Genomic DNA, 12,522 nt, shown 5'->3' on the forward strand with positions numbered 1-12,522 from the left:
GCAGCCGACTCTTTCTCATTCCCGCGCGTGGACCGGCCGTCGATACACCGGATGGGAGAAACCCAGCGTAGTCTCGCTAAGTTGCACGAAAATGGCGATGTTTTCTGAACACATCGCTGAGTCAAGAACGTAGGAGAGTGGCACTTTGACCGATACGAACACGCTGAGCAGTACGGACCAGCGGGGAACCAACCGAAAAGTCATCCTCCTGGCCACAGCCGGGGCGCTCGGCGGGTTTCTCTTCGGTTTCGACTCCTCGGTCATCAACGGTGCCGTCAACGCTGTGCAGAACGAATTCGCCCTGAGCGGGGTCCTCACCGGCTTCGCCGTGGCGTGCGCGCTCCTCGGGGCAGCGGCCGGTGCCTTCTTCGGTGGACGCTTCGCCGACCGCTACGGGCGCATCCCGATGATGATCGTCGGCGGCATCGTCTTCCTCGCCAGTTCCATCGGGTCGGGTTTCGCATTCGGTGTCGTCGACCTCATCGTGTGGCGGGTTGTCGGTGGCCTCGGGATCGGACTCGCATCGGTCGTGGCGCCCGCCTACATCGCGGAAATCTCACCACGGCACCTGCGCGGACGCCTGGGATCGTTGCAGCAGCTCGCCATCACCCTGGGAATATTCACGGCGCTTCTGTCGGACGCCGTATTCGCCAACGCCGCCGGCGGGGCGAGTGGCACGTACTGGCTCGGACTCGAGGCCTGGCGCTGGATGTTCCTGGCCGGTGCCGCACCGGCCATCGTCTACGGCGCCGTCGCGTACCTGCTGCCGGAGTCGCCGAGATTCCTGGTACTCAAGAGCCGAGAAAGCGAGGCTCGCGCCGTGTTCCTGCGTCTGTGGCCCACCGGCGACGTCGACCGTGAACTACGCGACATGAACGACTCCATCAGCAACGACCGCCTGTCCCAGCGATCGGGCTCCCTGCGCGGCAAAAGGTTCGGGCTCAAACCCATCGTCTGGGTCGGCATCATCCTGTCGGTGTTCCAGCAGTTCGTGGGCATCAACGTGATCTTCTACTACTCCACCACCCTGTGGGAAGCCGTGGGCTTCGAAGAGAGCAGTTCACTGACCATTTCGGTCATCACGTCGGTGACCAACATCCTCGTGACCCTCGTGGCGATCGCCCTCGTGGACCGGATCGGCCGGCGCCCCATCCTTCTGGCCGGTTCGATCGGCATGACCGTGTCACTGGCCACCATGGCCGTGGCATTCAGCCGGTCCCAGACCGTCGACGGGGTGCTGAGCCTGCCGGGGGCCTGGGCGCCGATCGCTCTCGTGGCCGCGAACCTCTTCGTGATCTCGTTCGGCGCTTCCTGGGGTCCCGTCGTCTGGGTGCTGCTCGGCGAAATCTTCCCGAACTCGATTCGCGCCAAGGCGCTCGGTCTCGCGGCCGCCGCGCAGTGGATTGCGAACTTCGTGATCACCGTGAGCTTCCCCCCGATGGCGAACGCGTCGCTGCCCCTCACCTACGCAATGTACGCGCTCTTCGCCGGGCTGTCGTTCTGGTTCGTACTTGTGAAGATCCCGGAAACCAACGGCATGTCGCTCGAGCAGGCGGACACACTGCTGCCGCCGAAAAATGCCGCGAGGAACGCCCGCAGAGCGCAGGTCGGCCCGCGCTGATCGTCGCTACGTCGCGGTTTTGCGCTTCACCCAGCCGAAAACGGCGGTTGCCAGGAACAGCACGATTCCGAGGACGGCGAGCCAGAACAGCCCCTTGATCACGAACCCGAGCACCGCGAAAACCAGCCAGACGACGAGGAGAAAAACGATCAAGTTCATCATGGACGCCATGCTACTACGCGGGGAGCACCCGGACGATGGCGACGCGCGCAATGAGAACGTGCGCCGAGAGGGCCATCAGGTGGCGATCGATGCCTGGAATGGGGGAGAAGGGGGCGCGTGCCGCACTCCGCGGCGCCACACCATGGCCGCCAGCGGAACGCCGGGGCGGTATGCGAGGTGGGCGACGGATGGCGCGTCGAGCACCTGGAGGTCGGCCAGGCCGCCCACGCGGAGCGATCCGACCGCATCCGGTCCCTGCTCGCGGCCCACGGCCCGGGCGGCACCGCGCGTCGCGGCCCAGACGGCCTCCTCGATCGTCAGGCCCATCTGCAGCACCGCGGTGGCCACGCAGTAGGGCATCGACGTCGTGTACGAGGTTCCGGGGTTGCAGTTGGTGGCGAGGGCGATGCTCGCGCCGGCGTCGAGCAGCCGCCGGGCCGGCGGGAAGGGTTCACGCGTGGACAGGTCGCAGGCTGGCAGCAGTGTCGCGACGGTCGATGAGGACGCGAGCGCGTCGATGTCCGCCGGCTCGAGGTGGTTGCAGTGGTCGACGCTCGCTGCATCCAGCTCGACGGCGAGCCGCACCCCGCCGCTGAAGCCGAGCTGGTTGCCGTGCAGGCGCAGGCCGAGGCCGACGGCGCGGCCGGCGAGCAGAACCTCGCGGGTCTCCTCCACGTCGAAGGCGCCCACCTCGCAGAAGGCGTCGATGTACTGCACGTAGGGCGCCACGGCCGCGAGCATGTGCCCGGTGACGAGGTCGAGATAGTCACGCCGGTCGATGCCCTGCGGCACCAGGTGGGCGCCGAGGTAGGTGACGACGTCGGCGACGGCCGCCGCCGCCCTGGCTGAGCGCACCTCGCTCTCCAGGTCGAGGCCGTAGCCGGTCTTGGTTTCGAGGAACGTGGTGCCCTGCGCCTCCGCCTCCCGGCGCAGCCGCGCTGCGTTGCCGATGAGCTGCTCGTCGGTCGCCGCCCGCGTCGCCCGCACCGTCGTGTTGATTCCGCCGGCCTCGTAGCGCTGCCCGGCCATCCGGGCCTCGAACTCGGCCGCGCGGTCGCCCGCGAAGATGAGGTGGGTGTGCGTGTCGACCCAGCCGGGGAGCGCCGCGCGGCCGCCGACGTCCGTGCGCACATCGGCGGCCGGGGCATCGGCCGCAGCGCCGATCCAGGCGATTCGGCCGTCCTCGATTACGAGGGCGGCGTCGACCAGGCGCTCTCCGTCGTCGGCCTGCGTGGTCAGTTCGCCGATGCCGGTGACGAGTTCGGTGTTCCGTGCGGTGGTCATGCGTCTTCTCCGGACGTATCGTCGTGGGTGGGCGGGGCGTTGTCGAGCGCGGCCAGGGCGTCCCGCAGCAACACCCCGGGCAGCCGGTTTGCGCCGCCGGGCGAGACGAGCCGTCCGGAGTCGGCGACAATCACGCCGTGCACGATCACCCGGAGCACGTCGGATGCCGTTGCGGTGAGCGGCAGCTGGGCCGGTGCCGACCCGACCGTGCGCACGCTCTCCGCCGACACCTCGATGAGGTCGCAGAGACCGCCGCGGCGCAGCCGGTTGTCGCCGAGGCCGAGGGAGGCGTAGCCGTTGGTCGTCGCGGCGGTCAGGAGCTGGGCCGGGTCGAACCGTCCGCGCTCGCCGGAGGTCAGGCGTTCGCCGGCCTCGAGGCCGCGCATTTCGAGCAGCGGGTCGACGACGGCGTTCTGGTCGGAGCCGAGCGCGATCCGGGCGCCGGCGGCGGCAAGACGCCGGGCCGGGCCGATCCCGTCGCCGAGGTCGGCCTCCGTCGTCGGGCACATCACGACGGCGGCGCCGCTGTTTCCGATCAGCGCGATGTCGTCGTCGGTGAGGTGGGTGGCGTGCACGAGGCTCAGGCGCGGCGAGAGGGCGCCGAGGCCGGCGAGCACGCCGGTCGGCGTCACCCCGTATTCGGCCAGGCAGTCCGCGTTCTCCTGCGGCTGCTCGGAAAGGTGGATGTGCACGGGCGCTTCCGTCGGCAGTCCCGCGAGCACCTCCCGCATGGCGGCGGGGGGCACGGCGCGCACCGAGTGGATCGCGGCGCCGAGGCTGACCAGGGCATCCGGATCCACGCCGAGGGTCTCGTTCAGCGATTGCCAGCGTTCCAGCCAGCCCGCGGCAGAGCCGTCGTTGAAGGCGCGCTGCTCCGGCGCGAGCGGGCGCCCGATGCCGCCGGCCAGATAGACGGTGTCGAGCAGCACGAGACGGATGCCCACATCGCGTGCCGCCGCGGCCAGCGCGAGCTCCATGGCGTGCTCGCGCGGGTACCGGGAGCCGTCCGGGCGGTGATGCACGTAGTGGAACTCGCCGACGGCGGTCCAGCCACTGACCAGCATCTCCGCGAACACGGCGCGGGCCAGGGCGTAGTACCGGTCGGGGTCGAGCCGGCCCGCCGCGAGGTACATCGCCTCGCGCCACTGCCAGAAGTCGCCGCCCGCCGCGTGGGTGCGGCCGCGCAGTGCCCGATGAAACGCGTGCGAGTGCGCATTGGCCATGCCCGGAAGCACCGTGCCCAGACGTACATCGGTCGGTGCCGGCTCGCTGGCGGGGGTCACCTGGGCGATCCGCCCGTCCGCGCCCACCTCGACGCGAACGCCGGGCGTCGGCACGCCTTCGATGAGCAGGGTCTCGCACCAGTAGGCACCTGGTCTCGCGCTCACAGCAGCGTCCTCAGCAGCTTCTCCAGCGCCTCGACGCCGGCCACGCAGTCATCGGCCGAGGCGAATTCCTCGGGCGAGTGCGAGATGCCGGTCGGGTTGCGCACGAAGAGCATCGCGCTCGGCACGCTCGCCGCGAGCACCCCCGCGTCATGGCCGGCGCCCGTCGGCAAGGCCGGAACCCCGTCGAGGGCCGCGCTGAACCGGTCTCGCAGCTCCGGGTCGAAGTGCACGGCAGTGGCCCAGGATTCCCGGGCGACGGAGACGGAGCATCCGTTCTCGGCCACGGCCTCGTCGACCTGGGCGGTGATCTCGCCCAGCAGGGCGCGAGTCTCCTCGTCGGTCTCCGCCCTGGCGTCGAGCCACGCCTCGACGCGCGAGGGGATCACATTCGTGCCGCCGGGGACGATGTTCATCCGCCCGATGGTGGCCCGGGTCCCCGGCCTGGCCGAGGCCGCCTGCTGCACGGCGAGCACGGCACGTGCGGCCGCGACCATCGGGTCGCGGCGGTCGGTCATCAGGGTGGCGCCGGCGTGGTTGCCCTGACCCGCCACGGTGAGGCGCCAGCGCCCGTGGGCCAGGATCGAGGAGGCGACGGCCACCGGGTGCCCGAGGTCGATCAGGCCGCGGCCCTGCTCGACGTGCAGCTCGATGAACAGCCCGATCCGCGCCAGTGCGTCCCCGTCGCTGCCGAGGTGCGCCGGGTCGAGTCCGGCGTGCGCCGCGGCCTCGGCCAGCGTGACGCCGTCGGGGTCGACGAGGGCCCTGGCTTGGTCGGCGTCCAGCGCCCCGGTCATCAGCCTCGAGCCGAGGCAGGCGATACCGAACCGGGAGCCTTCCTCCTCCGCGAAGACGAGGATGGCGCAGGGGCGCGACGGTGTGACGCCACTGGCCTGCAGCCGCGCAATGGCGTCCAGCGCCGAGACGACGCCGAGCGGGCCGTCGTAGGCGCCGCCGCCGGGCACGGAATCGAGGTGGCTGCCGGTGACGACGGCGTTCGGTCCCGGCGTTCCCCACCAGGCCCAGATGTTGCCGTTGCGATCGGTTTCCACGGCCAGCCCGAGGCGCTCTGCGCGTTCGACGAACCAGTCCCGCAACTCATGGTCGGCGCTCTGCCAGACGTGCCGGGAGTATCCGCCGCGCTGGGAGTCACGGCCGATGCTCGCGATTTCGTCGAGACCGGCCAGAACACCGTGGGCGAGGAGTTCGCTCACTCCGATTCCATCATCGGCACGCGCAGGCCGCGTTCCCTGGCCACCTCTTCGGCCCGCTCGTAGCCGGCGTCGACGTGACGCATCACGCCGGTGCCCGGGTCGTTCGTGAGCACACGCTCGATTTTCTCAGCGGCGAGCGGGGTGCCGTCGGCGACGATCACCTGGCCGGCGTGGATGCTGCGTCCGATGCCGACACCGCCGCCGTGGTGGATCGACACCCAGGTGGCACCGGATGCCGTGTTCAGCAGGGCGTTGAGGAGCGGCCAGTCTGCGATCGCATCGGAGCCGTCCTTCATATCCTCGGTCTCCCGGTAGGGCGACGCGACCGAGCCGGAGTCGAGGTGGTCTCGGCCGATCACGATCGGGGCGGAAAGCTCGCCCGAGGCGACCATCTCGTTGAATTTGAGCCCGGCGAGGTGGCGTTCCTTGTAGCCGAGCCAGCAGATCCGGGCGGGCAGGCCTTCGAAGTGCACGAGGTCCTGGGCCTTGGTGATCCACCGGCGCAGGTGATCGTCTTCCGGGAACAGTGCGACGATGGCCTTGTCGGTGGCCGCGATGTCGGCCGGGTCGCCGGAGAGGGCCACCCAGCGGAACGGGCCCTTGCCCTCGGCGAAGAGCGGGCGGATGTACGCGGGCACGAAACCGGGAAACTCGAATGCCCGGTCGTAACCGCCGAGTTCGGCTTCGGCGCGGATCGAGTTGCCGTAGTCGAAGACCTCGGCGCCGGCATCCTGGAATTCGACCATGGCCTTGACCTGCTTGGCCATCGCGGCGCGAGAGCGCTCGGTGAACTCTTCCGGCTTCTCGGCCGCGTACGTGTGCCATTCCGCCACGGTGACGCCCTCGGGCAGATACGCCAGCGGGTCGTGCGCGCTTGTCTGGTCGGTGACGATGTCAATGGGCACCTTGCGCGCCAGCAACTCGGCGAACACCGTCGCGGCGTTGCCGACGAGACCGACAGACAGCGGGCGCTTCTCGTCTTTCGCCGCGAGGACGCGGGCGATCGCGTCGTCCAGGTCGGTCGTGAGTTGGTCGAGGTAACCGTGGTCGACGCGGCGCTGCAGACGCGTCTCGTCGACGTCGACGATCAGCACGACGCCGTCGTTCATGGTGACGGCGAGCGGCTGGGCGCCGCCCATGCCGCCGGCCCCGCCGGTGAGGGTCAGCGTGCCGGCCAGGGTGCCCTCAAACCGTTTCGCGGCCACGGCCGCGAAGGTTTCGTAGGTGCCTTGCAGGATGCCCTGGGTTCCAATGTAGATCCAGGAGCCAGCGGTCATCTGTCCGTACATGGTCAGGCCGAGCGCCTCGAGCCTGCGGAACTCGGGCCAGGTGGCCCAATCGCCCACGAGGTTCGAGTTGGCGATGAGCACCCGCGGCGCCCACTCGTTGGTTCGGAAGACGCCCACCGGCTTGCCGGACTGCACGAGCAGCGTTTCGTCCTTCTCCAGCGTGGTGAGCGTGCGCACGATCGCGTCGTAGGCCTCCCAGTTGCGGGCGGCTTTTCCGGTGCCGCCGTACACGACGAGGTCCTCGGGATGCTCGGCGACCTCGGGGTCGAGGTTGTTCATGAGCATCCGCAGCGGGCCTTCGGTCTGCCAGCTCTTCGCGGTCAGGGTGGTGCCGCGGGCGGCGCGAACGGGGCGTGAGCCTTGCATCGGTGATCCTTCGTGTTGTGCGGGAGAGGGGGGAGGGTGGACTAGATGAGGCCGGCGACGGAGTTGGGCGCCACCAGGCTGAGTTCCTTGACGGCAACAGTGCCGTCCGGGTGCGTCGTGGAGACCTTGTCAAAGCTGATCATGCGAATCCTCCTGCAATTGTGACGTCTGTCTGTCGGCCGAGCCCGGCGGACACTCGGCTCGTTGCGGCGACCAGGGCCGCACCGAACCGCGCGACATCGGTGGCGTGGACTCGGTAGCTGGGTACGACGATGCTCATCGACGCGACAACGCGGTGTTCCGAGTAGATGGGCGCGGCGATCGCCGTGACATCGGCTTCGATGCCGTGCTCGAGGGCGACGTAGCCTTCCGCAGGAGTCTGGCCGGCGAGCACGCGGCCGGATGCGGAGCTGTCCATCGGGATGACCCGTCCGACCCAGCTGGAGTGGCGCACCGAGTGGGTGCCCTCGACGATGGCGATGTAGAGCGCCGTCGCGCGGTGCGCCTGCACGCTCAGGTACACGGATTCTCCGGTCTGTTCGACGAGTTCTTCCATCTCGGTGCGGCAGAGCGTGATGAGCGACTCGTTGCTGAGCGACTGTGCGCCCAGTTGGATGAGCCGACTGCCGGGCCCATACGTGCCGTCGGGGTCCTTGTGCACAAAGCCGCTGGCCTCCAGCGTGCGCAGCAGCCGCAGCGCGGTGCTGGGGGAGAGGTCAACGGCCCGGGAGGCCTCGGACAGGTTCAGCTTGCTCTGGTCGCAGATGACCGCCAGCAGGTTGAGCGCCCGTTCGACCGTGCGGGTGGAAGACTCCGCCATGTGCCAGCTCCTTTGTGTTTCAAACAATTCTCGTGAGGAATATCAAACAGTAAAATATACTTTTCGACAGATAGCAAGAATTTTCATGGTTGCGTCGCCCGACGTGGCTCACTTATGTTCTGGAGCGCCGGTGACGCAGCGGCGAGTGCCGACGCCCCCAAACGAAGGCCACCCGAAGTGGAACTCGCGGCCGGTTGAGCATTGCGGATACCTTCACCTGAGAACAGGTACAGGTGAGGAACAGGATGCCGCAGCGTGGATTTGCCGTCGTGAATGTCGAAACGACGGGTCTCTTTCCGTACCGAACAGACCGCGTCATTGAGGTCGCTGTGGTGCACGCCGATGCGGCCGGCAACATCACCGGACGGTGGCACAGCATGGTGGGCGCCCCGGACCATCCCTCGTTCGAGCAGATCGCGCCGCGGCTGGTGGAGCTCCTCTCCGGCCGGGTGCTCGTCTGCCACAACGCCCAGTACGCCACGAGTTTTCTCATGAGCGAGTTGGAACGAATGGCGTATCGTCCCCGGCGGGGCATGGAAGCGGTATGCACCATGCAACTCGCCCGAATCCTGCTGCCCGGCGCCGGGCGTTCCCTCGCGGACTGCTGCGCCGCTTTCGACATCGAGGTGGCATCGGGACACGGCGCCCTCCCTCAAGCCCTCGCGACCGCGCAGCTCCTCGCCGCCTACATTCAGAGTGATCCGGGGCTCCCCGCCTGGCAGATGGCCCTGGACCGCGCGGCCGACACACCCTGGGCGCCGCTCGTCCCGACGGGGGTCGAGTGGGTTCCCCGCCCGCCGGGAACTGCGACCGAGGCCCCCGGATTTCTTGAGCGAATGGCCGCCCGGCTGCCCGACTATTCCGGTCCGGACGCCCACCTCGACTACCTGGCCCTGCTGGACCTCTGCCTGCGAAACGATCAGCTCGAGCCGGACCTGCGCGTGCTCATGCAGATTGCCGAAATGACCGGGATCAGCGGCACCGTGTGCACCGAGCTCAACGACGCCTACGTGGACGACCTGACCCGCGTCGCCCGGCTCGCGGGCACCGTCGGCGCACGCGAGCGCGCAGAACTGCTCGGCGTCGCCGCCATGCTCGGCGTTGCCGCGGAACGCGTCACCGCAGTGATCGACCCGCCGTCACCGGCGGAAGAGGCGGAACCGTGCGACCCGCCGTGGCCCGGAGCGGCACCGTTGCATCGGGGCGACATTGTCGTGCTCAGTGGCGACCTGGCCCGGTCGCGGTCCGACTGGAAGCGTGAGCTATGCGCGCGCGGCTTCACCGTGGCGTCGGCCGTCACGATGCGCACCCGGCTTCTCGTCGTCGCCAACCCGAGTGCGATTACGCCCAAGGCCGGAAAAGCACGGGACTACGGGATCCCCATGGTGTCGGAATTCGCACTTCGGTCCCTCATCGGGGTCTGTTAGCCGCCCGTTCCGCCCGTGCGCGGTCAGCGCCGACGTTCGGCCTCAAGCTCGCGTGCGCAATCAATGCAGAGCTCCGTTGCGGGCTGGGCGTCCAGGCGTGCGCGGCCGATCGGTTCCCCGCGGCGCAGGCACAGGCCATAGGTTCCCTCATCAACGCGCTGCAGGGCACGGTCGATACGTGCGAGCTTCTCAGCGAATTCGCGCTGCACACCCGAGAGCCGCGACCACTCCATGGTCAGGGTGGGACCTTCCGGGTCATGCTCGTCATCCTGCGTTCCGTCCCTGGCGACCCGCACCTCGTCGAGCGAACCGCTGAGCCGTGCGACTTCGGTCGCGAGTTCGGCGCGCATCCGCCGCAGGTCCCGTTCCAGGTGCCGAACATCGGCAGAGGTAAGCGCTGTCATGACCATGATTACTCCGTTCGTCGATGAGGGAGAGAGTCGATTGCTACTCAGGCTGAGCGGACGAACGTCGAGATCGTCCGGGAATAGCGGCAGTATACGCCGAGCCGACGACAGGCGTCAGATCAGCGCGCGCAGACAATCCTCCATGCTGATGCCGCGCACTCGTGCGCGCTGGGTGAGCCGGTCAAAATCCTCGGCGCTCAGCATCAGCGTGATGCTGCGCTGTTCGCTCACGCTGCGCAGCTCAGAGACCGGCCGCTCACTGTCGTGCTGGCCGCCGAGGCCCTCGTGCCCGTCCCCGAGGTCGGCGGCGTCGCCGTCGAAGGAGAACAGCTCGGAATGGGGGAACGTGCCCGCGCGAGCCGTTTCGGAAGGCCCCGCGGCCGGCCGCTCCGACGTCGGAGCGGCCACGGATGCCCGGCCAGACGCCGTGTAGCCCGGCCCGCTGCGCACGGGCGTGCCGCGTTGAAACGATTCCGACGCCCCGCGGGCGCGCACGTCGGCCGCCTCGTTGAGGGGATGGTTGGCATGGCCCTTCACCCATTCGAACCGGTACCGGCGGCCGACGATCTCCGCATCAATCTCCTTCAGCAGATCCACGTTGAGCACCGGCTTGCCGTCGGCCTTGCGCCACCCCTTGGCCTTCCACCCGCGCATCCACTTCGTAATGCAATTGATCACGTATTGGCTGTCGCAGAGCACGAGCAGATCGTCGTCGATGTGTCTGGTGGCGCGAAACAGTTCGAGCACGGCCCGGAGTTCACCCTGGTTGTTGGTGGCGTGTTTCCAGCCCCCGGCAGCCCAGTTGCACTCATCGACGTACCAGGCCCACCCGGCCGGGCCGGGGTTGCCGAGGGCCGACCCATCGGCAGCAGCAGTAATAGTCATTCACCCATTTAACCAGTCAGTGGCCGCACTCGCTCCTTAACGGGCATGTGTCCAACGTGTAACACGGTCCCCTCACCGTGGCTTCGAGGGTGTGACCATCTGGTGATCGAACGTTAACGGCACCCACGGTTCACGGAAACACGCCCCGAATAACGTCAAGCCCAGGTGCAGATCACTCGTCCGCTACCGGCCTCGACCACAACCCCCAGGGAGCTCCCTTGACAGCCACGTCCGCCCCGGCCACCCGGCTCGGCCCCTCACCCGACGACCTGAACGCTCTCTCCCTCGTCCACCGCCCCGGCCGGTGGATCGACAACTGGAATCCCGAGAATCAGGACCAGTGGGAGAACGGCGGCAAGCTCATTGCCTCCCGCAACCTCAAATGGTCCATCTTCGCCGAATTCCTCGGCTTCATCGTGTGGCAGTTGTGGAGCATCGTCGTCGTATCGCTTCCGGCCGCGGGCTTCACCTTCTCCACCGCCGAAATCTTCTGGCTCATCTCCATGCCCAGTCTCGTGGGCGCCACCCTCCGTTTTCCGTATACCTTCCTCGTGCCCAAATTCGGCGGCCGCAACTGGACGATCATCTCCGCCGGCCTGCTGCTGATCCCCTCGATCGCCCTCGGGATCAGCGTCGGAAACCCGGACACCCCGTTTGGCGTGATGCTGTTCGTGGCGGCACTGGCCGGTTTCGGCGGCGGCAACTTCGCCAGCTCGATGTCCAACATCACCTTCTTCTACCCGCAGAGCCAGAAGGGCTACGCGCTCGGACTGAATGCGGCCGGCGGCAACGTCGGAGCCGCCGTGGCCCAGCTGCTCGTGCCGATCATCATCACGCTCGGCGCCATCGGTACGCTCAACATCACCCTCGCCGGGTTCTTCTGGGTGCCGTTCATCCTGCTGGCCATGTGGGGCGCCTGGAAATACATGGACAACCTCTCGAGCGCGAAGGCCGACTTCGCCGGTTCCGTCGCTGCCCTGAAGGAGCCGCACCTGTGGATCCTCGCGGTACTGTACATCGGAACCTTCGGCTCGTTCATCGGTTTCGCAAGCGTGTTCCCGAAACTCATCGCCGACCAGTTCCCGGAATACTCCACCTTCCAGGTGGCCTCCGCCTCGCTGTCCCTCGCCTTCATCGGGGCCCTCGTCGGCTCGCTCGCCCGACCGTTCGGCGGACGCCTCGCCGATCGGTTCGGCGGCGCCTCCGTCACCGTCGCCGCGTTCGGGGTGATGGCGGTCGGGGCGCTCGCGGTGACCGTGGTGTTGCCGCTCGGCAACTTCTGGGCTTTCCTCGGCAGCTTCGTGCTCATCTTCGTGGCCACCGGAATCGGAAACGGGTCGACCTACCGGATGATTCCGAGCGTGTTCTCGGCGCGCAGCGGTGTGGCAGACGCCCACGTGAACTCCGGTGACGTGAACACGCAACGCAAGACCGCGGCCGCCCTCGGCCTGATCTCCGCCATCGGCGCGTACGGCGGATTCATCATCCCGCAGGTGCTGGGTTTCTCGAAGACCACCACCGGCGACTACACGAACGCCATCTACGGCTTCGCCCTCGCCTACGTCGTGATGATGGCCGTCACCGCTTTCGTCTACCTGCGCCGGGGTTCCTCCGTCGCCGGTCAGCGGATCTAGGCCCGCGACGCCGAGGCCACGACCCCGG

General features: G+C 68.2%; 11 protein-coding genes. 3 read left to right on the forward strand and 8 right to left on the reverse strand.

Going from position 1 to position 12,522, the window contains the following annotated elements; genetic code table 11:
- Window positions 1-163: 163 nt before the first annotated feature.
- Window positions 164-1,621 carry a sugar porter family MFS transporter gene (locus AC1MB9_RS02880; RefSeq protein WP_479964567.1) on the forward strand — a complete coding sequence of 486 codons (1,458 nt, stop codon included), beginning with the start codon at window positions 164-166 and terminating at the stop codon, window positions 1,619-1,621.
- A 6-nt stretch (window positions 1,622-1,627) separates the two neighbouring features.
- Here AC1MB9_RS02880 and AC1MB9_RS02885 read toward each other — a convergent pair whose 3' ends face one another.
- The 6 genes from AC1MB9_RS02885 to AC1MB9_RS02910 form a co-directional block, all read right to left on the reverse strand.
- A complete protein-coding gene (locus AC1MB9_RS02885) occupies window positions 1,628-1,783 on the reverse strand; it encodes a hypothetical protein (RefSeq protein WP_479964679.1) in 156 nt (51 codons plus the stop codon).
- A gap of 75 nt (window positions 1,784-1,858) precedes the next feature.
- Window positions 1,859-3,067 (reverse strand): imidazolonepropionase, encoded by a 1,209-nt coding sequence (gene hutI, locus AC1MB9_RS02890; protein WP_479963543.1) that lies wholly within the window; start codon window positions 3,065-3,067, stop codon window positions 1,859-1,861.
- A complete protein-coding gene (locus AC1MB9_RS02895) occupies window positions 3,064-4,455 on the reverse strand; it encodes a formimidoylglutamate deiminase (protein ID WP_479963544.1) in 1,392 nt (463 codons plus the stop codon). Before AC1MB9_RS02895 ends, hutI begins: the two co-directional genes overlap by 4 nt.
- On the reverse strand, window positions 4,452-5,666 hold the full coding sequence (locus AC1MB9_RS02900) for an allantoate amidohydrolase (RefSeq protein WP_479963545.1): 1,215 nt from the start codon (window positions 5,664-5,666) through the stop codon (window positions 4,452-4,454). Before AC1MB9_RS02900 ends, AC1MB9_RS02895 begins: the two co-directional genes overlap by 4 nt.
- A complete protein-coding gene (gene hutU, locus AC1MB9_RS02905; protein WP_479963546.1) occupies window positions 5,663-7,321 on the reverse strand; it encodes a urocanate hydratase in 1,659 nt (552 codons plus the stop codon). Before hutU ends, AC1MB9_RS02900 begins: the two co-directional genes overlap by 4 nt.
- Before the next feature lie 139 nt (window positions 7,322-7,460).
- Window positions 7,461-8,141: an IclR family transcriptional regulator gene (locus AC1MB9_RS02910; protein WP_479963547.1), complete on the reverse strand. Its 681-nt coding sequence runs from the start codon at window positions 8,139-8,141 to the stop codon at window positions 7,461-7,463.
- Between the two features lie 245 nt (window positions 8,142-8,386).
- On the opposite strand from AC1MB9_RS02910, the gene AC1MB9_RS02915 reads away from it, so the two are divergent.
- Window positions 8,387-9,568: an exonuclease domain-containing protein gene (locus AC1MB9_RS02915; protein WP_479963548.1), complete on the forward strand. Its 1,182-nt coding sequence runs from the start codon at window positions 8,387-8,389 to the stop codon at window positions 9,566-9,568.
- A 23-nt stretch (window positions 9,569-9,591) separates the two neighbouring features.
- Here the strand turns inward: AC1MB9_RS02915 and AC1MB9_RS02920 are convergent, their stop codons facing one another.
- Window positions 9,592-9,972: a TraR/DksA family transcriptional regulator gene (locus AC1MB9_RS02920; protein ID WP_479963549.1), complete on the reverse strand. Its 381-nt coding sequence runs from the start codon at window positions 9,970-9,972 to the stop codon at window positions 9,592-9,594.
- A 117-nt stretch (window positions 9,973-10,089) separates the two neighbouring features.
- Window positions 10,090-10,860: an RNase H family protein gene (locus AC1MB9_RS02925; protein ID WP_479963550.1), complete on the reverse strand. Its 771-nt coding sequence runs from the start codon at window positions 10,858-10,860 to the stop codon at window positions 10,090-10,092.
- Between the two features lie 218 nt (window positions 10,861-11,078).
- On the opposite strand from AC1MB9_RS02925, the gene AC1MB9_RS02930 reads away from it, so the two are divergent.
- Window positions 11,079-12,494 (forward strand): MFS transporter, encoded by a 1,416-nt coding sequence (locus AC1MB9_RS02930; RefSeq protein ID WP_479963551.1) that lies wholly within the window; start codon window positions 11,079-11,081, stop codon window positions 12,492-12,494.
- Window positions 12,495-12,522 lie beyond the last annotated feature (28 nt).

Source organism: Cryobacterium sp. AP27, from assembly GCF_056680495.1.

Excerpts from the sequence above, each read along its gene's own strand:
- AC1MB9_RS02910 (WP_479963547.1), bottom strand. The coding sequence starts at position 8,141 with ATGGCGGAGTCTTCCACCCGCACGGTCGAACGGGCGCTCAACCTGCTG.
- AC1MB9_RS02915 (WP_479963548.1), top strand. The coding sequence starts at position 8,387 with ATGCCGCAGCGTGGATTTGCCGTCGTGAATGTCGAAACGACGGGTCTC.
- AC1MB9_RS02920 (WP_479963549.1), bottom strand. The coding sequence starts at position 9,972 with ATGACAGCGCTTACCTCTGCCGATGTTCGGCACCTGGAACGGGACCTG.
- hutU (WP_479963546.1), bottom strand. The coding sequence starts at position 7,321 with ATGCAAGGCTCACGCCCCGTTCGCGCCGCCCGCGGCACCACCCTGACC.
- hutI (WP_479963543.1), bottom strand. The coding sequence starts at position 3,067 with ATGACCACCGCACGGAACACCGAACTCGTCACCGGCATCGGCGAACTG.
- AC1MB9_RS02925 (WP_479963550.1), bottom strand. The coding sequence starts at position 10,860 with ATGACTATTACTGCTGCTGCCGATGGGTCGGCCCTCGGCAACCCCGGC.
- AC1MB9_RS02885 (WP_479964679.1), bottom strand. The coding sequence starts at position 1,783 with ATGATGAACTTGATCGTTTTTCTCCTCGTCGTCTGGCTGGTTTTCGCG.